16 protein-coding genes and 1 pseudogene are annotated in these 17,339 nt (G+C 64.6%); 4 read left to right on the top strand and 13 right to left on the bottom strand.

Features of this window, described 5'->3' with window-relative positions:
* Nucleotides 1–65: 65 nt before the first annotated feature.
* The 3 genes from MRBLST15_RS02905 to MRBLST15_RS02895 all read right to left on the bottom strand — a co-directional run bounded on the left by MRBLST15_RS02905 (nucleotide 66) and on the right by MRBLST15_RS02895 (nucleotide 2,247).
* A complete protein-coding gene (locus MRBLST15_RS02905; RefSeq protein ID WP_367785187.1) occupies nucleotides 66–782 on the bottom strand; it encodes a hypothetical protein in 717 nt (238 codons plus the stop codon).
* Between the two features lie 118 nt (nucleotides 783–900).
* Nucleotides 901–1,305 (bottom strand): hypothetical protein, encoded by a 405-nt coding sequence (locus MRBLST15_RS02900; RefSeq protein ID WP_367785185.1) that lies wholly within the window; start codon nucleotides 1,303–1,305, stop codon nucleotides 901–903.
* Nucleotides 1,306–1,518: 213 nt separating this feature from the next.
* The gene (locus tag MRBLST15_RS02895) at nucleotides 1,519–2,247 is read right to left on the bottom strand and encodes a hypothetical protein (RefSeq protein WP_367785183.1); all 729 of its coding nucleotides are present in this window, start codon (nucleotides 2,245–2,247) and stop codon (nucleotides 1,519–1,521) included.
* Nucleotides 2,248–2,773: 526 nt separating this feature from the next.
* On the opposite strand from MRBLST15_RS02895, the gene MRBLST15_RS02890 reads away from it, so the two are divergent.
* Nucleotides 2,774–3,130, top strand: a complete 357-nt coding sequence (locus tag MRBLST15_RS02890) for a hypothetical protein (protein ID WP_230109560.1) — start codon at nucleotides 2,774–2,776, stop codon at nucleotides 3,128–3,130.
* Between the two features lie 12 nt (nucleotides 3,131–3,142).
* Complete coding sequence (locus MRBLST15_RS02885) at nucleotides 3,143–3,643, top strand: hypothetical protein (RefSeq protein WP_367785181.1); 501 nt, start codon at nucleotides 3,143–3,145, stop codon at nucleotides 3,641–3,643.
* Between the two features lie 6 nt (nucleotides 3,644–3,649).
* On the opposite strand, the gene MRBLST15_RS02880 is transcribed toward MRBLST15_RS02885, so the two are convergent.
* Complete coding sequence (locus tag MRBLST15_RS02880) at nucleotides 3,650–4,384, bottom strand: BPL-N domain-containing protein (protein ID WP_367785179.1); 735 nt, start codon at nucleotides 4,382–4,384, stop codon at nucleotides 3,650–3,652.
* Nucleotides 4,385–4,734: 350 nt separating this feature from the next.
* Between MRBLST15_RS02880 and MRBLST15_RS02875 the strand changes: the two genes are divergently transcribed.
* Complete coding sequence (locus MRBLST15_RS02875) at nucleotides 4,735–5,982, top strand: arsenic transporter (RefSeq protein ID WP_367785177.1); 1,248 nt, start codon at nucleotides 4,735–4,737, stop codon at nucleotides 5,980–5,982.
* 24 nt (nucleotides 5,983–6,006) lie between these two features.
* On the opposite strand, the gene MRBLST15_RS02870 is transcribed toward MRBLST15_RS02875, so the two are convergent.
* From MRBLST15_RS02870 to MRBLST15_RS02850, 5 genes are all read right to left on the bottom strand, one after another.
* Nucleotides 6,007–7,464, bottom strand: coding sequence for an OprO/OprP family phosphate-selective porin (locus MRBLST15_RS02870; protein WP_367785175.1), 1,458 nt, complete (start codon nucleotides 7,462–7,464; stop codon nucleotides 6,007–6,009).
* Between the two features lie 134 nt (nucleotides 7,465–7,598).
* On the bottom strand, nucleotides 7,599–8,375 hold the full coding sequence (locus MRBLST15_RS02865; RefSeq protein ID WP_367785173.1) for an ABC transporter permease: 777 nt from the start codon (nucleotides 8,373–8,375) through the stop codon (nucleotides 7,599–7,601).
* Nucleotides 8,359–9,192, bottom strand: coding sequence for an ABC transporter ATP-binding protein (locus MRBLST15_RS02860; protein WP_089235669.1), 834 nt, complete (start codon nucleotides 9,190–9,192; stop codon nucleotides 8,359–8,361). The genes MRBLST15_RS02865 and MRBLST15_RS02860 overlap by 17 nt, the downstream gene beginning before the upstream one ends.
* Before the next feature lie 14 nt (nucleotides 9,193–9,206).
* Nucleotides 9,207–10,268 carry an ABC transporter substrate-binding protein gene (locus MRBLST15_RS02855; RefSeq protein ID WP_367785171.1) on the bottom strand — a complete coding sequence of 354 codons (1,062 nt, stop codon included), beginning with the start codon at nucleotides 10,266–10,268 and terminating at the stop codon, nucleotides 9,207–9,209.
* A 75-nt stretch (nucleotides 10,269–10,343) separates the two neighbouring features.
* Nucleotides 10,344–11,465 carry a 4-oxalomesaconate tautomerase gene (locus tag MRBLST15_RS02850; RefSeq protein WP_367785169.1) on the bottom strand — a complete coding sequence of 374 codons (1,122 nt, stop codon included), beginning with the start codon at nucleotides 11,463–11,465 and terminating at the stop codon, nucleotides 10,344–10,346.
* A gap of 109 nt (nucleotides 11,466–11,574) precedes the next feature.
* On the opposite strand from MRBLST15_RS02850, the gene MRBLST15_RS02845 reads away from it, so the two are divergent.
* A complete protein-coding gene (locus MRBLST15_RS02845; protein WP_099818458.1) occupies nucleotides 11,575–12,477 on the top strand; it encodes a LysR family transcriptional regulator in 903 nt (300 codons plus the stop codon).
* A gap of 7 nt (nucleotides 12,478–12,484) precedes the next feature.
* On the opposite strand, the gene MRBLST15_RS02840 is transcribed toward MRBLST15_RS02845, so the two are convergent.
* From MRBLST15_RS02840 to MRBLST15_RS02825, 4 genes and pseudogenes are all read right to left on the bottom strand, one after another.
* Nucleotides 12,485–13,834, bottom strand: coding sequence for a chloride channel protein (locus MRBLST15_RS02840; protein ID WP_367785167.1), 1,350 nt, complete (start codon nucleotides 13,832–13,834; stop codon nucleotides 12,485–12,487).
* Nucleotides 13,835–14,013: 179 nt separating this feature from the next.
* Nucleotides 14,014–14,880: an aldose epimerase gene (locus tag MRBLST15_RS02835; RefSeq protein WP_367785165.1), complete on the bottom strand. Its 867-nt coding sequence runs from the start codon at nucleotides 14,878–14,880 to the stop codon at nucleotides 14,014–14,016.
* Nucleotides 14,870–15,886 (bottom strand): glycoside hydrolase family 43 protein, encoded by a 1,017-nt coding sequence (locus tag MRBLST15_RS02830; RefSeq protein WP_414716128.1) that lies wholly within the window; start codon nucleotides 15,884–15,886, stop codon nucleotides 14,870–14,872. Before MRBLST15_RS02830 ends, MRBLST15_RS02835 begins: the two co-directional genes overlap by 11 nt.
* A pseudogene (locus MRBLST15_RS02825) lies at nucleotides 15,863–17,332 on the bottom strand (MFS transporter); the annotation flags it as partial. The gene MRBLST15_RS02830 and the pseudogene MRBLST15_RS02825, both read right to left, overlap by 24 nt.
* Nucleotides 17,333–17,339: the final 7 nt, after the last annotated feature.

The following is a 17,339-nucleotide window of genomic DNA, read 5'->3' as shown; positions in this document are numbered from 1 at the left end:
CACGGGGCGGCTGTTCGGGCATCCTGCGAATGGTCGAGCAGGAGCGACGCTCTTCAGTAGCTTGATCAGCGAGTCTTCAGGCGGCCAACCTCATCGGAAATAAGCGCTTTCAGCTCTTCGTAGTCCACCTCAATCCGCCCACCTGCATCAGAGGCATCTTTGAGAGCGCGCGCCAGACTATAGTTCGATGAGGGATTCTTCTTCATGTCAATAACACCAAGAAAGGCCTCGACCTCACTGCGGCAGTCTCTGGCCAGCGCCAGGGATCTGCTCACAATTTCCTGCGATGGAAGAAATGGCTTGTTGAGCCCGACATACGTCTGAACTTCAGTAGTGTCTTCCTGCGCCTTGCTCAGATACACCTGATCTGAATCTCTGTAGGTGCCGTAGTACAGATTTGAAAGCCGAAGAGTGCTGTCTGTCATCTTGTGAATCCGCTTCCAGAGTTCTCTGTATTCGGACACTCTCGCCTCACCCTGCTCATTCTCGTGCTTCAAGTTCAAGAAGATGTACGCAAGGTGGTTCAGTAGCCCAAGGGCAATGACCGTTGTGCCTGCAATGTATGCATAGCGGTCGGGTGCTTCTATTCCAATATCGATGCCAAGAACTCTTTCCAGGAGTGTGGAAATGAGCAGATGTTCAAGCGGCGGGGCAGCGACAATGAGCGCGCCGATCCAAACGGCTGTCTTTGAAAGCTGGTTGGAGAACGGGCGCCTGACGATTCTCTGAAACCACTCAATGGCAAGCGCCAACGGTTGATCCACTATCCTCTTGAGATCCACGCGTCATCCTGTAATGAATATTGTCATTGCGCGATCAGCTCCGGCGATTGACCCTGGAATCGAACGGCAGTACGTCCAGCAAGGTTGGGTGATGAAGTCGCTCAGATTGACTGAAACATCATAGGTTGCGAAAAGCTTGCTCGCCATGAAGGTGGAGATGCATCCTGTACCTCTTTTTTGTCCCCTGCTTCGTCCCTTCGATTAGCAGAACGCCATCATCCTCATCAAAGCTCATTTCCTGCCAAGCAACCGAGAATTCCGCATGGAAATCATGATCGACCAAGTCGTCGATCTGAACTTTGTGGTAGTTCGTATCGTGAATAAATCGTACCAAGCAGGATTCGATCTCGATCAATTTCCTCCTGCCAATCGATACAAAAACCGGTACCTGCGCGTAGCAAGTCTTGCCTTCAAATTTCAAGCCGCCCAGATACCGCAGGGCGTCAATCAAAGCTTCCCTGCTCATTTCTACCTCATGGGACTTCAGCATGATGGCCAGCGCCTCTTGGAGACTATCAATCATAGGCGGCGAGCGTGAACGCTCGCAACTGCCTACCCGGCGCAAGCAACCTCACCGGCCATCAACTGAGTTGGGCCACCTGCACTACCAGTAGTTCCGCGGCCGCGGCTTCAGGCCGCAAGCTGCCGCTCCTCAACTCCGATAAATCTTCCTTATCGCCACAAGAGCGGCACTCTCTGCAGACGTTGCGCCATCAAGTAGGCAAGCGAGCAGACACTACAGATCAGGTGGTGAATGCTCCTGTAGAGATGCCTCAAGCAGGTTTATGTAGGCATCCAGTCGAGTGCGTTGAGCGATCAGGAGCCAGGCGGCGACGTAAAGTAGCGCAATGAAAAAGATAAGGATGCCTCCCGCCAATCCGACGTCGAACACACCTGCCCAGCCGCCCTTCTTCCAGGCCTGATACTGCACGAACAATGCAACAATCAGGGGGAATGGCCCCAGTCGCTGAAGTCCGCCATACAGCAGACCCATGCGATCAACCATGCCGGCCCTGAGTGCCGTGGCGAAGCGAAGCCTCTGCTCCCGTTCGATCTTCGGGAAGCGCTGCAGTTCACCCACCAACGCGCGCCACTGTGCGAATTCGCTGTCCATCTCTTTGGCATGTGACAACCTGGGTTGCAGGTACTGCTGATACTGTCTCAGCACACTCAGTACCCCATTGACGGCAAAGCCGCCAATCTCGACCAGCAGGCACCCCACCGTGATCGGCAGCAGAATGCTGACGGGCACCCAGTGGACGAGCCACACTCCGCTGACGATACCAACGATGGCGGCAATGACCGCAATGCGCATCGACCAGCGCTCAATGCCACTTGGCTTTGGGTAAATGCTGCGGTCGACTAGACCTTGCACACGCGTGTACAGCCCATGGAAGGTCAGTGTCTCGACCTGCAACTGGGGGGCAATTGGGGTCTCATCCAGGAACTGCGTGTCCATTGCCATGGCCATGTCTTCCTTCGCGTCCTGCGGAGTGTTGCATGCTATCGCACCAGCCATTGCATGGCACATTTCGGACGAGACAGCCGATTTCCATGTCGGAATCGGCGCACTTTCAGTGCAGGCTTAACCCTGTCATCGTCAGGCAGAAATTCTTCCCTTGACGGCAGCAACGTCCTGTCTGACAAGCATCTCGTGCTAACTCACCACTATGCAACAATGCCGCAAGCGTCACGGGTTTTGACGGCTTCAGCCTCAACCCCTTGGCATCGCGCACAACCGGGCGTATTCCTTGCCATGCCACCGAACATCGGTGGTCGGGGCTCGAAATCCCGGTTGTACGATTGATGTTTGCGCTTGCCAGTCGGCACCACCTCCGCGTGGTGTCGGCTGGCAATCCGTCTGCCGGCTATGGCGGGCGGTGCGTGGGGGCCTTGTGTCCACCGGTTTAATCGTACGCCGGATTTCGAGCCACGCATCGTCCGCCACCTTTATCGGTGGCGGCTTCTGCCTGCACGCAAGGAGCCCTGCCATGACCACGCCCTACTCCCCTGCCCCACAGCCCATCCACGAGGCACCCTCCGCCGGGCCTGCCGTGGATCCCAACACCCTTATCGCGCTGCTGCACAGCATCGGCTCGGGCGTTGCCGCCAACGGTCAGCCCTGGCCAGAGCGCCACCAGCTGCGTGGCCGGCAGATGGCATTGGCTGATACCGATTGCTCACTGACAGGCCTGCGCGTGGTACTGGAGGTGCTGCTCGCCGCCGAACGCACGCGCCAGAACGGCGAGCCGGACCAGTACGTCGGCGACCGGGTGATGGAAGGGCTGATCATGGCCGGTATGGGGCTCGCAGCCCACGCAAGCGAACGGCTGCAGCCTGAAGGCTGAAGGATTGCTCTGGTGAAGTGCACGCTGGTTGTGCGCACTCCGCTGGTGAAGGTGCACCAGGGGATGATGTGGTTGCTTTTTCTGGTGCTGGTCGTTGCAGCACGGATTCATTGGCTAGAGCCTGAAGAGCCAGAGATCCTCGCGTACCGGGGCGTATCCGATGAGACATTCTCGACGCTGCGCCGCCACGCACTCCGATTCGCAGAGGCGCGGGCACGGGACGGTTTCGAGCTGACAGACGGGCCGAACGCAGCGTCTTCCTTCCAGATCCAGTGCAGGAGTGTGCCGGTTCTGTACGTAGAGAGGCAGCCCCCTCTGCTGTTGATCAGGTTGCCACTTGGCGCGGGGCGACGGGCGCCTGCGATCTTCTACCTGCAGGCCACGCTGGAGTGGCCGCTGCACCCATTGAGCTATCTGGAGCAGTTCCTGGCGGGCGTGCAGGAGCCAACCGTGCAGGATCGATTATTGCTGATGGTCGCCGGCGGCGTGCCTGAGGATGAGCGCTGTGAGTGACGAAAGCTATCGCGCCAGGGCCTCGGCTAGAACGCTCCCCATCACATCAGACTTTGGCATTTGGCTCACTGGGATTTCGGCTTGCTCAAACCACGCCCGGCCTGCCTCCGGGTGCGGGCCAGTCAGAACAACTTTTCCCGAACCGTAGCGATACGCGGCGGCGCTTATGTCGCCATTTTCATAGTGCCCAAGCGCCTTGAACCCAGCTGAGGGGGATGCAGGGAAATAGGGCCCGTCCTGGAAGAACATCTGATCCTGATGCCCAAGCCACTCCACGGCAACGGCAGCGTCGTCAATCGAATGCACCGGGAAGCCGGGACGGCCGACGGCACTGTCCAGTTCCTCGTCAATCAAGCCGAGATTGTTCGCGTCCGCCAAGTACGCGCCCATACATAAGCCAAGGTAGTGACCGCCTTGATCTACGTACTCCCTGATGGCGTTGGAACGCTGCCCACCTAAGGCTCGAAGCGCCGCTGGGATGTTCTGGCCTCCACCAGGCTGGATGTAGAGGTCGAAGCGCTTCAGGTTTTCAGGGATGACGTCCAGCGGCTCATCCGGCCCGACGTACTCCACCTGGTACTTCCCCGATGCTTCGATCGAACGTCGAACGGTCTCTGAGCAGTCATCGCATCCCGCGTCGCCGCGATAGATTGCGATACGAGGAGGCGTCGAGGAAAAGGCCGCGCCAGAGATCAGTAGCAGCGCTGCCAGGAGGGTGCCTGTCCGCAGGAATTCAGCCACCGAAAGATCTCCGCTGGTTCACTGAAAACGTCTGCATAGGATGGTGATCGAGAGCGGTGGCGGGTGGCCGGATTACGCTGGACTGCGGGTGAATTTGCTCTGAATCCAATGGGCAGAAAGGATGCGGGGAAATTCGACTCGCGGCGGGCATCGCATGGCGTCTTGCCGGCCAGCGGCCGGCACTACCCCTTGCGCTGTGGGGGTCCGGAATCGCAATTACCGTGACGCGTCACGGTGAATGGCGTGAACCATCGACCGGGTATGATGCCGACTTTCTCGCACTTGCCGCGATGCAGCGCGCGCGTTGCTGTTGGCTACGCGCCGGTGCCGCTGAGACCCCCACGTACTCCATGCTCGCTTCCCATTCCCCCCTCATCATCTGGGCGGCCGTGGCCGTTGCCACCGTCGGCCTGTTGTTCCGCCCCTTCCGCATTCCGGAATACGTGTGGGCGCTGGGCGCGGCCGCGCTGCTGCCGCTGCTCGGGGCGGTGTCGCTCGGCACGACCTGGCATGCAGTGGCCGAAGGGCGCGACGTCTATCTGTTCCTGATCGGCATGATGGTGCTGGCCGAGCTGGCGCGGCGCGAGGGCCTGTTCGACTGGCTGGCGCTGTATGCGGTGCGGCATGCCGGCGGCTCGGGGCGGCGCCTGTTCGATCTGGTGTTCCTGGTCGGCACGGTGGTGACGGTGTTCCTGTCCAACGATGCCACGGCAGTAGTGCTGACGCCCGCCGTCTATGCGGCATGCAAGGCGGCCCGCGCCAATCCCCTGCCCTATCTGTTCGTCTGCGCGTTCATCGCCAACGCGGCCAGCTTCGTGCTGCCCATTTCCAACCCGGCCAACCTGGTGGTGTACGGCGACCACATGCCCTCGCTGCTGCAGTGGCTGGCGCAGTTCGCGCTGCCTTCGTTGGCTGCGATCGGCGCCACCTATCTGGTGCTGCGCTGGGTGCATCGACGTGAGATCGCACAGCCGCTGGCCGCCGCGCCCGAGCATCGCCCGCTTACCGAGGGTGGTCGGCTGAGTGCGCTGGGTGTGTTGTTCACCGGCACCGTGCTGCTGGTGACCTCGGCAATGAACGGCCCGCTGGGCCTGGCCACCTTCTGTGCAGGCGCGCTGAGCGTAGCGGTGGTGGCGATCCGCCAGCGGCACAGCCCGCTGCCGCTGTTGCGCCACGTGTCGTGGGGCGTGCTGCCGCTGGTGGCCGGCCTGTTCGTGCTGGTTGAAGCAGTGGCGCAGACCGGTGTCATCCAGTTGGCGGCCAGCAACCTGCAGGCGCTGGCGCAGACCTCGCCGCACCAGGCTGGCTGGCTGGCCGGCGCCTCGGCCGCACTACTCAGCAACGTGGCCAACAATCTGCCGGTGGGTCTGGCGGCCGGCTCGCTGGGCCAAATGGCCGAGTTGCCGGCGCAGACGCGTGCGGCATTGCTGATCGGCGTGGACCTGGGCCCGAACCTGTCGGTTACCGGTTCGCTGGCCACCATGCTGTGGCTGGTGGCGCTGCGCCGCGAAGGCGAGCATGTCAGCGCGCTCGACTTCCTGCGGGTCGGCGCGCTGGTGATGCCGCCCGCGCTGATCGGGGCGTTGCTGTTGCTCTGATCAGGGCGCGGGCGCAGTGCTGGCCTAGAACGCCACCTGCAGGCGGGTGTTGAAGGTGGTGCCTTCGTCCTTTCCCGGCCCGGTGCCGCTGCGGTTGTTCGTCTGCCAGCGGATGGCCTCGAACATCACGCGGCTGAAATCGTTGAGGTACCAGTTCGTGCCCAGCGTCCACGCGTGGCCGGTACCGCCGCTGGGCAGTTCGGCGTAATCCACGTCTTCATAGCGTGCCTTCAGCTCCCAAGCGCCCCTGCCGCCGCGCGTGACCGGGTCCGCCACCTTCGCCCGGCCCCAGGTGCCGGCCTTGCCCGAATAGGCTGGCATGGCACCGGTCAGGAACCAGCCGGCCGAGACGGCCCAGGCCTGGTGGTCAAGGTCGTAGCGACCGCTGGCATCGGCGCCACGCAGGTTGCGCGTGCCCCACTCGCCCGTCGCCCAGGCCGGGCCGAAGAAGCCCGCCAGCTCCGCGCCATAGCCGGTGCTGCGCTCGGCGCCCAGCAGCGCGCCCGGGGTGATCTTGACCAGATCGTTGAAATGCCCGGCGATGGCCGAGCTGCGCACCACGCTGCTGGCGCCGGCGGCGATCTCCTCGTGGAAGGCCCATGCGCCCAGATGCACCGTCGCGGTGGAGCTCTCGATTGGGTTCCAGTGCACGCGCGTGGCCCAGGTCTGGCTGTCGTTGTCGGTGCCGGCGTTGTTGAGGTCATTGCCCGCCACCGAAAGGCTGGCGTGCCAGCCCTTGCCGTACACGCGCTCGGTAAGGCCGACACCGAACAGCCCGCGCTGCGGCAGCATCAAGGTGCCCACCACGTTGCGGTCCTGGAAGGGCGTGTTGGAGGTGCTGCTGGAGCCGTCGATGCCGCGATCGTTCAGGCGGTTGCCGACGGTGAGGTCTGCAGGCAGGCCGAACAGGCGGTGATCGACGGTGGCATAGACCGATTTCCAGGCCACGTCGTTGTCGGCGAAATCGCCTTCCACGGCCCAGCCGAGAATGCCGTAACGTCCTTCGGCGCCCAGGCGCACCGAACGGATTTCGGTGCCGGAGAGGTTGCGATCGTTCACCGCGGAGCGGTCGGTGCTGGAGGCATCAACAAACAGGCGACCGCGCGGCCGGAAGGTGACGTTGCCGTCGGCGCTGCTGAACTCCGGCGCGCCCTTCGACCAGGACACCTTGGGCTGTTTCGACTGGCCCGATTCCAGCGCGGCCACCCGGGTTTCCAGCGCAGCCGCAGCCGCAGCCGCAGGCGTTGCCGTCGCCGTTGCCGAAGATGGGGCTGCAGTGCCCTGCCCGCCCTCGACAGCGCGCAGGCGCGCCTCCAGCTGCTGGATCTGCACGGCCTGCTGCTGCACCAGTTGCGAGAGCTGGGCATGGCTCAGTGGCGCAGGCGGTGACGACGTGGACTGGGCGCCGGCATGGCCACTGGTCAACAGCAGGCCAAGCGCGACCGACAGCGCTGCCGGCGGCAGCACGGTGGAATGGTTCATGGTCTTTCTCTCCGGCCAGCCGGCCCCCTGGCCTGGCGCTGGCCTGTTGCGGTGGTGCGGGGGAAGATCGGGGAAGGAGGCGCGCGCCGCCGGATCAGCCCGGCGGCGCGGCAAGCGGGCTCAGGCGGCCGCGCTCAGCTGGTGGCCTGCGTCTGCGCGTTCGGGCGCCAGGTGATCATCTTGTTCTCGACCACATCCAGCAATGCGTCGATGACCAGCACGAAAGCGGCCAGGATGATGATGCCGGCGAACACGCCCACGGCATTGAAGTTGCCCTCGGCCTGGGCGATCAGGTAGCCCAGCCCTGCCGAGGCACCGAGGTACTCGCCGATGATCGCGCCGACCACGGCGAAACCGACCGAGGTGCGCAGCGAGGACAGGATCCAGCTGGCCGCCGCCGGGAAGTACACGTGGCGCAGCAGGTCGCTGCGGCCTGCGCCGAGGATGCGGGCGTTGGCCAGCACCACCGGGTTCACTTCGCGCACGCCCTGCATGGCGTTGAAGAAGGTGGTGAAGAACACCAGCGTGACCGCCAGCGCCACCTTCGACCACAGCCCCAGGCCCAGCCACAACACGAAGATCGGCGCCAGCACCACGCGCGGAATCGCATTGAAGCCCTTGATGAAGGGGTCCAGGATGCGTGCCGAACGGCGGCTCAGGCCGAGCCAAACGCCGCCTGCCACGCCCAGCCCGGTGCCGATGATGTAGCCCAGCGCGGTTTCGGTCAGGGTGATGTAGACGTGCTGATAGAACGAGGTATCCGACAGCCAGGTCCAGGCCTGCTGCACGATCGCCGTTGGCGAGGGGAAGAAGAACGGATCGATCACGCCCAGCGCGATGCCGCCCTCCCAACCGCCGAACACGGCGACCACCAGGGCCAGCTGGATGAATTTGTCAGTCTTGGCGTGCATAGCTCTTCTCCACTTCGCCGCGCAGGCAGGCCCAGATGTCGCGGTACAGGTCGGTGAATCGTTCGTCCAGCTTGATTTCGGCCACGTTGCGGGGCCGCTCCAGGTTCACGTCGAAGCTGCGCACGACGCGGCTGGCCGGGCCGGAGGACAGCACCACCACGCGGTCACCCAGCGCGATCGCCTCTTCCAGGTCGTGGGTGATGAGGATCACCGAGCGGCGATCCTCCTGCCACAGCCGCAGCAGTTCGTTCTGCATCAGGTGGCGGGTGTGGATGTCCAGCGCCGAGAACGGCTCGTCCATCAGGATCACCTTCGGCTCGACGATCAACGCCTGCGCCATCTGCACGCGCTTGCGCTGGCCGCCGGACAGCTGGTGCGGGTAGCGGTGCTCGAAGCCCGTCAGGCCGACCTTGGCCAGCCAGGCATTGGCCTTGGCCTTGCGCTCGGCTTCAGGCACGCCACGGAAGCGCAGGCCCAGTTCGACGTTCTGGTAGGCGGTCTTCCACGGCAGCAGTGCATCCTGCTGGAACAGATAGCCGACCGATTCCTGCACGCCGCTGACCTTGCGGCCATCGATGGCGACGTCGCCGGACGACGGGGTCAGCAGGCCCGCCACGGAATTGAGGATGGTGCTCTTGCCGCAGCCGGTGGGGCCGACGATGGCGAGGAACTCGCCGTCGCCCACCTGGATGTCGACATCGCGCACGGCGGTGAATTCGCCGAAGGACATGGTCACCTTGTTGATGGCGACCATGGTCTGTGCAGGCTCCAGCTGCGGCGCGCCGTTGAGCTGGCGCACGGTGGCATTGAGGGCCATGGGGTTACCTCCGCTTAACGTTGGGCTGCCGGCGCCGCAGCGTGTGCACGCTCGACGAAGGCATTGGTGTAGGTCCTGGACAGATCGATGTTGGCCTTGGCCACGTCCGTGTTGAATTCGCGCAGCACCTTCAGCGGTGTTTCCAGATCGGCCGCGGTGAAGTGGCCATCGGTGGTGAAGATCGCGCGGGCGTTCTCCACGGCGCGTGCATAGGTGGCGCGGTCGCCGGAGACATAGCTGTCAGGCAGGGCCGCGACGATGTCCTCGGCGCTGTTGTCGGCGATGAACTTCAACGCCATCTGCTCGGCACGGGCGATCTTTTCGGCCGCTTCCGGGCGCTTGTCCAGGAAGCTCTGGTTGGCGTACATCACCGAGGTCGGGTACAGGCCGCCATAGACCTGGCGTGCGCCTTCATCACTGCGTGCGTCGAGGATGATCCTGCCGACCTTGCGTTCGGTGATCAGGGTGGCGGCGGGGTCGTAGTTCACCAGCAGGTCGATCTTGCCCTGCTCCAGCGCGGCGACTGCTGCGGCACCGGACCCCACGCCGATCAGCGAGATGCTGTCGACCGGGATGTCATGCTGGGCCAGGAAATGCCGCACGAAGAAGTCCGACGAGGAGCCCGGCGCGGTGATGCCGACCTTCTGGCCCTTGATGGTCTGCGGGCGCGCCGGATCGAACGTGGCGTCTTCGCGGCCGGCCATCACCAGGCCGGAATTGCGCGAGAGCAGCACGAAGGCGACCACGTCCTTGCCCTTGGCCTGCATCTGGATGGTGTGGTCGTAGAAGCCGACGGCCACGTCGGTGGAGTTGGCAACCAGCGCCTGCAGCACCTTGGAGCCACCCTGGGCGAAGTTCTCGGTCTTCACGTCCAGGCCGACGTCCTTGAAGTAGCCCTTGGCGTCGGCGATGAAGAACGGCAGGTTGTTGAGATTGTAGGAACCGACGCTGATGCGCACCGGGGCATTGTCGCCGCCGTGCGCGCCGCCACCGGCGGCCGTGGCGTCCGGCTTGCTGCATCCGGCCGCGGCCAGGCCGACCGCGCACAGCGCGGCCATGAAGAACTGCTTGTACATCATCCCTCCCAGGAGTGAAGCATCTACGTTGTGGTGGCGGGCAAGCACGGCTGTGCTGGCCCGACCGGTTTCAGATCATGCCGCTGACGTCCATTGGCGGGCTTGATTGGCACTGGCCCTGGCGGGCGCGGGCGACGTGGCGAACACGCGACCTTCAAACAGACGACGTGCGGTGCGCACCACGCTGGCGACCACCGGCGCATCGTCCGAGCTGCGACTGAGGCCCACCTCCAGGGCCCCACTCGGATGTTCGAGGGTAATGCTGCCGGGCAGCGGCAGGCACCCGACCAAAGTGTGGGCCAGCGTGCCCGGGGTGACGGCGGCGGTCGCGATGCCCACCGCACCGGTGATGGCCAGCGCGGTGTGGCACTGGTGCGGCATGAAATAACGCACCTGCAGCTGCCCGCCGTGTTGTGGTGCGGACAGCAGCACCGGCTTGGGAATGACCTTGTTGCCGGCGTCGGCGATGCCCATGCGGGCGCCGGCCTCGATGCGCAGTGCCTCCAGCCGCGCCATGAACGCTGCATCCGCGTTCAGTTCTGCAGGTGAGGCATCGCCGCGTACGCCCAGGTCTTCGGCCTGCACCAGCATCAGCGGCATCGCGCAGTCGACCAGGCTGACCGGCACGCGGTCGATGGTTTCCCGGGCATGGCCGCTGGGCAGCAGCTTGCCGGTGCGTGCGCCGGCCGCGTCCAGGAAGGACAGCCGCACCGGCGAGGCCGAGCCCGGTGCGCCGGCAATGCGCGTATCACCCCGGTAGACCACGTTGCCGCCCGGGGTTTCCACCGTGGCGATGATCAGCTTGCCGGTGTTGACGTTGTGCACGCGCACTTCGGTCTGCGGGTCCTGTGCCTGTACCAGCCCGCGCTCGATCGCATACGGGCCCACGGCCGCCAGCATGTTGCCGCAGTTGGGCGAGGTATCGACCACCTGCTGCTCCACCCGCACCTGGGCGAACAGATAGTCCACGTCAGCATCGGGGCGGCTGGAGCGGTCGATGATGGCCACTTTGCTGGTCAGTGCGTTGCCGCCGCCGATGCCGTCGATCTGCAGCGGGTGGCCCGAACCCATCACCTCCAGCAGCAGGCGGTCACGCTCGGCGATATCAGCCGGCAGATCGCTGGCCAGGAAGAACGGGCCCTTGGAGGTACCGCCGCGCATGAGCACGCAGGGAATGCTGAGCAGATCGTTGGACATACGTGTGATAGATTGATGCGTATAGGGGATGAATGACCCCTCTGTGATTCGATACTGGCATGACCCCAATTGATCTGTGAATTGCTGATTTTTGGATGATTGATACCTTATGAGCATCAATTGCGAAATTCTGGATCTGCGCGCGTTCCTGCTGGTGTCGGAAACCCGCAGCTTCCATCGCGCTGCCGAGATCCTGCATGTCTCCCAGCCGGCGTTGAGCCGACGCATCCAGAAGCTTGAGCAGGCGGTGGGCTCGCCGCTGCTGGAGCGCACCACGCGCAGCGTCAGCACCACGGCCGTGGGCGAGAACCTGCTGCCGCTGGTGCGGCGCATGCTGGAAGAATTCGATGGATCGCTGTTCTCACTGCGCGGCCGCGAAGACACCCGCGGCGCTACCGTGACCATCGCCTGCCTGCCCACGGCGGCGTTCTACTTCCTGCCCAGCGTGATGGCGCGTTTCCACGAGGCGCATCCGAACGTGCGCTTCCGCATCCTGGATATCCCGGCCACCGAAGGCCTGCAGGCGGTGGAGCGCGGCGAAGTCGAGTTCGGCATCAACTTCATGGGCGCCAACGACCCCAACCTCGATTTCGACGTGCTGGCCGAGGATCCATTCGTGCTGGCGTGCCGGCGCGATCATCCGCTGGCCCGCAAGCGCACGGTGGAATGGGCCGACCTGGCCGAGCACCAGCTGATCACCGTGCATCGCACCAGTGGCAATCGCACGCTGCTGGACGGCGCTTTGGCGCGCGAGAACCTCAAGCTGAGCTGGCATTACGAAGTGACCCACCTGTCCACGTCACTGGGCATGGTCGAGGCCGGCATCGGGGTATCGGTGCTGCCGAAAATGGCGACCCCCGACGGCGATCACCCGACGCTGGTGACGCGTTCAATCGGCAACCCGGTGGTGTCGCGCACCATCGGTATCGTGCGCCGTCGCGGTGCCCTGCTCTCGCCCACCGCAGAGCGGTTCCTGCAGATGCTGATGAGCCAGTGGCGCGCGCAGACCTGAGTGCGGCCTAGTCCGCAGGGCGTGTTGCAGCTGTGACTTTCTGGCCGCCATCAAGTGCGCTGCTGGCCAGCAGCTGTTCGGCCAGCCCGCGGTAGATCGGCACCCGGCAGACCATGCCGGACACGCCCCGGGCAATCAGCACGGTGGCCAGGATCGGCAGCAGCAGATCGCCGCTGTCGGTCAGCTCCAGCGAGATCACTGCCGAGGTCAGCGGCGCCTGGGTCACGCCTGTCAGGTAGGCGCACATGCCCAGCAGCACGAACGCCTTCGGGTCCACTGACGGCATCAGTACGGCGAGGTTGTGCCCCAGCCCAGCCCCCACCGCGAGCGCTGGCGAGAACAGCCCGCCGGGGATGCCCGCGACGTAGGACGCCAGATTGGCGAGCAGCTTCATCAGACCGAACTCGTGACCGACGATTGCCTGGCCCTGCACCAGACTGCGCGCCTGCTCATAACCGGTACCAAACGCGCCATTGCCGAACAGCAGCGCAAGCACCACCACGATCAACCCGCAGGCCGCGGCCAGTGCCACCGGATGGTCCCGCTTGAGCCTGCCCAGCCAGCGCGGATGACCGGACATGGTCAGCAGTACGACCCGCGCGAACAGTCCGCCCAGCAGGCCGGCGACCACGCCGCACAGCACAATGGTACCCCACGCCTGGCCCAGGGGCAGCAACGCCGAGACGTGGCCGAAATAGGTGTAGTTGCCCAGCAGGCCGAGGGACACCACGCCGCCCACGATGACGGCCGTGAGCAGGGTGCCCGAGAAGCGGTGCTCGAACCGCCCGCTCAACTCTTCGATGGCGAACACGATGCCCGCCAACGGCGTATTGAAGGCCGCGGCGATGCCGGCCGCGCCACCTGCCAGCAGGAAGTGCGACAGCTCGCGGGGATCCTTGAACCCGAACCAGCGCCCGAACAGGTACATCAGGCTGGCACCGACGTGCACGGTGGGGCCTTCGCGGCCAACCGACGCGCCGCCCAGCAGGGACAGCGAGGTCAGCAGCAGTTTGCCCGCCGAAACCGCAGGCGAGAGGTTGACCTGCCGGAATTCCGGGTCCGGCTGTTCCAGCGATGCGATGACCTGCGGAATGCCGCTGCCCCGGGTGGGCCTGAGCGCACCGGCGGTCAGCCAGGCCAGCAGCGCGAAAATGCCGGGCGTGAGCAGCAACGCCCACCACGGGGAATGGGCAATGACGCGCTGGAAGACATGGAAGGCAGCATCGCTGGCCTTGGCGAACACGATGGCTACCAGTGCCACGGCCACCGCGCCGCTCCACAAGGCCGCGCGCCGGCGCCATCCTTCGGTCAGCACCATCGCTGAAATACGTGCGCGGAGACGTTGAAGATCGAACATCGGGTAATTCTGCGAGCGCGCGTGGCATCAGGGAAGTGGCTAGTGTGGCGGTTGAACCTGCCGCATCCGGTGAAGGGCAGCGCCATCGCTACCTGCTGCCGGAGCCGGAGCCGGAGCCGGTAGCGCCGGTGCAGCCAAGCAGCCGCGGGCAACCCGGAGAACCTGCAGAGGATTGGCAATCAGGTGACAGTGACTCCAGCCGGATCATCACCATTGTCGATTTCCCACCGCAGCTCGAACCTCAGCTCCAGCTGCTGTCCCGGCTGCAGCCGGGTGGGCGCCAGCGTGAAGCCATCGGGTGGGCCGGTCTGCGGCTCCACGCAGGTGGCGTGCGCGGCGCCGTCGTAGACCACCCAGTGATCGGTGTCGGCGTGCAGTCGCAGCCGCTGGCCGGCGGAAACCAGCGTGACCTCGCGATGGTTGATGAAGCAGTCGTCCCAAGGGCCTTGCGCCGGATCCACGCAGGGCAGGACGGCGATGCCCTCTCCGTCGCGGGGGTACATCGCGGCTGGCGCGAACAGCAACCGGTCCGGCTTGCGGAACCACGGGTGCCAGCCGAGCACGGCCGGCATCGGCGTGTCGCCTGCCTGTACGGCCAGGCGCAGTTGCAGGCAGTCGGGCTGCACGTGGATGTGCTGCGATGCCCTGCCCCCGAAGGGCCAATAGTCATCCTCGGGAAGGTCCAACGACAGCGATGCGCCGTCCGATTCAAGGCGGTCGATGCGCCAGGGCCGTGAAAAGCCAACGCCATGGATGGCGTGCATGCCGAAGTTCACCGGCAGCTGATAGCACCTGCCGTCGACGCTGAAGCGTCCCTGGCGGATGCGCCCGGCCCAGGGGACCATTGGGTAGCATCCCCAGCCGATGGCGGCCGCGTCCTGCTGTTCGCCGATCAGCCATTCCACACCGTCGAAACGGATCCGCGCGATGCGACCACCGGCTTCCGGTGCCACTGCCACTTCCAGGCTGCCCGCCCGAAACCAGTGCAGCGGACCGGCAGGCATCGCGGCCTGCGCATCATCCTGCGGAGATGTCTCAGGCGCCATAGGGATCGATGGTCCGGATGCTGCCGTCTGCTTCCATGTGCAGCGGTGTGCACTTGACCGAACGCAGGTGGGTGACCCCGCCGGACAACAGTGCGTCGTGGTAGAACAGGTACCACTGCCCCCGGAACGCACAGATGGAGTGATGGGTGGTCCAGCCCACCACGGGCGTGAGGATCACGCCGCGATAGGTGTACGGCCCGTACGGGCTGTCGCTGGTGGCATAGCACAGCAGATGCGTATCGCCGGTGGAGTACGACAGGTAATACCGGCCCTGGTATCTGTGCAGCCACGGCCCTTCGAAAAATCGACGTGCGTGGTCATCGGCACGCAGCGGCTGTCCGTGCCCGTCCAGGATGACGATTTCGCGCGTGGCTTCGGCCAACCGGGTCATGCTCGCGTCCAGTCGCGCGATACGCGGGCCCAGTGCCGGCGCGTCGCCGGCAGGTTCTTCATGCGCCGGGTCGTAGCGGTTGTCCCGGTACTTCTGCAGCTGGCCACCCCAGATGCCACCGAAACAGAGGTAGTGCGTGCCGTCGTCGTCCTCGAACACGGCCGGGTCGATCGAGTACGCGCCCTCGATGGGCTCGGGCTCGGCGGTGAACGGGCCCTCCGGCCGATCCGCCGCCGCAACGCCGATGCGGAACATGCCGTCGGCATCCTTGGCCGGGAAATACAGGTAGTAGCGGCCATCGCGGCAGGCGGCGTCCGGCGCCCACATCTGCCGGCTGGCCCATGGTACGTCGCGCACATGCAGCGCCACGCCGCAGTCGCTGGCCTCGCTGTCGGGCGTGTCCATCCGCAGCACATGGTAGTCCTGCATGCCGAAGTGCCCGCCCTCATCGTCGAAGGGCGCGCCGCTGTCGATGTCGTGCGACGGATAGATGTACAGCCGCCCCTCGAATACGTGCGCCGAAGGGTCGGCGGTGTAGATGTGCGTTACCAGTGGTTGCGAGATGGCGTGTGCTGCCAGCTCATCCAGACCGCTGCCCTGTCGCCGCGACTGCAGCTCCTGCTCGATGCGGGTTTCCATGCGCTTGTTGATCTCGTAGAGGAAAAGCAGCGCTACTGCAACCAGGAACGGCAGTGAGCAGTACACGCTCACCGTCAGGCGGATGCCGTCCACCACGGCCTGCGGCTGCTGCGGCGCGCCTGCCTGGTAGCCATGGTGGGCGAGGATGCCGGCGACCAGCGCACCACCTATGCTGAGCCCGATTTTCAGGCCACACAGCATTGCCGAGAAGACGATCGCGGTGGCACGGCGGTGGTTCTTCCATTCGGAATAGTCGGCGACGTCGGCGATCATCGCCCACAGCAGCGGGATGGTGATGCCGTAGCAGAACCCGTGCAGCATGAAGGCAGCGAAAGCCACGGCAACCGCCGTGGGCGGAAAGAAATAGAACGCCAGCAGGAACACGGTGGACACCAACAGTGCACCACCAAAGACATCACGCTTGCCGAACCGGTCGGCCAGGCGGCGCGACACGCCGATGCCCAGGATCATGCAGACGATGCCGCAGGCGTTGAACAGGCTGAACGCCGACGTTGCCGGGTCCTTCGGCCAGGCGAACCCGGACAGGCCCATACCGTTGAGCGCCGCGTTGACGGCGGCAATGAAGCGGTTGAACCCGGAGCTGTCGAGAAAACCCGCCAGGGCGGTTTCGCTCATGTAGTACTGGAAGTAGTAGACATAGGTGCCGCCCTTCAGGGACAGGTTGATGAAGACCAGGATGGTGAGGGCCAGCATCACCTGCCATGGTCGGTTGCGCAGCAGGTCGGACAGATCCTGCAGCACGCCGGCGGTCTGTTCCTTCGCCGGCACGATGCGCTCGCGCGTGGTGGCAAAGGTGATCAGGAAGAACACCGTTCCCACTGCCGCGAACACGGTCATGACCCGCTCGAAGCCCAGCACGCGGTCGCCGTCGCCGAGGATCAACACCAGCGGCAACAGCAGCACCTGGATGATGAACTGCGCGACCATCACCGCCACGAAGCGGTAGGCCGACAGGCTGTTGCGCTGGGCCATGCTGCCGGTGAGCACGCCGCTGAGCGCCGAATACGGCAGATTGTTGGCCGCATACACGAGCATCAGCAGGCCGTAGGTGGTCACGGCGTAGATGATCTTGCCGCGCGGCGCCAGGTCGGGGGTGCTGAAGGCAAGCAGCGACAGCGCCCCGAATGGAAGTGCGGTCCACAGGATCCACGGCCGGAACTTGCCCCACCGGCTGGCCGTCCGGTCGGCAGCGATGCCGATCAACGGAGTGAACACGAACGCCCCGAGCACACCGATCACGAAGATGATCGTTGCGGCCGTGGCCGGCGGCAGCCGGAACACATCGGTGTAGAAGAACGCGAGATACGTGATCAGCGTCTGGAAGATCAGGTTCGCCGCGAGGTCGCCCAGGCTGTAGCCGAGCTTCTCCCGGATGGACAGCGTGTGCTCGGTGCTTTCCATGGGGCGT

Source organism: Stenotrophomonas sp. LST15-1-1.1 (assembly GCF_040815575.1).
Taxonomy (GTDB): domain Bacteria; phylum Pseudomonadota; class Gammaproteobacteria; order Xanthomonadales; family Xanthomonadaceae; genus Stenotrophomonas; species Stenotrophomonas lactitubi_B.
This window is presented reverse-complemented; position numbering and strand designations above follow the sequence as displayed.

Bases quoted from the DNA above. Each gene is read 5' to 3' on its own strand.
- MRBLST15_RS02900 (WP_367785185.1), bottom strand. From the start codon at position 1,305: ATGATTGATAGTCTCCAAGAGGCGCTGGCCATCATGCTGAAGTCCCAT.
- MRBLST15_RS02895 (WP_367785183.1), bottom strand. From the start codon at position 2,247: ATGGCAATGGACACGCAGTTCCTGGATGAGACCCCAATTGCCCCCCAG.
- MRBLST15_RS02890 (WP_230109560.1), top strand. From the start codon at position 2,774: ATGACCACGCCCTACTCCCCTGCCCCACAGCCCATCCACGAGGCACCC.
- MRBLST15_RS02875 (WP_367785177.1), top strand. From the start codon at position 4,735: ATGCTCGCTTCCCATTCCCCCCTCATCATCTGGGCGGCCGTGGCCGTT.
- MRBLST15_RS02870 (WP_367785175.1), bottom strand. From the start codon at position 7,464: ATGAACCATTCCACCGTGCTGCCGCCGGCAGCGCTGTCGGTCGCGCTT.
- MRBLST15_RS02865 (WP_367785173.1), bottom strand. From the start codon at position 8,375: ATGCACGCCAAGACTGACAAATTCATCCAGCTGGCCCTGGTGGTCGCC.
- MRBLST15_RS02860 (WP_089235669.1), bottom strand. From the start codon at position 9,192: ATGGCCCTCAATGCCACCGTGCGCCAGCTCAACGGCGCGCCGCAGCTG.
- MRBLST15_RS02855 (WP_367785171.1), bottom strand. From the start codon at position 10,268: ATGTACAAGCAGTTCTTCATGGCCGCGCTGTGCGCGGTCGGCCTGGCC.
- MRBLST15_RS02850 (WP_367785169.1), bottom strand. From the start codon at position 11,465: ATGTCCAACGATCTGCTCAGCATTCCCTGCGTGCTCATGCGCGGCGGT.
- MRBLST15_RS02845 (WP_099818458.1), top strand. From the start codon at position 11,575: ATGAGCATCAATTGCGAAATTCTGGATCTGCGCGCGTTCCTGCTGGTG.
- MRBLST15_RS02840 (WP_367785167.1), bottom strand. From the start codon at position 13,834: ATGTTCGATCTTCAACGTCTCCGCGCACGTATTTCAGCGATGGTGCTG.
- MRBLST15_RS02835 (WP_367785165.1), bottom strand. From the start codon at position 14,880: ATGGCGCCTGAGACATCTCCGCAGGATGATGCGCAGGCCGCGATGCCT.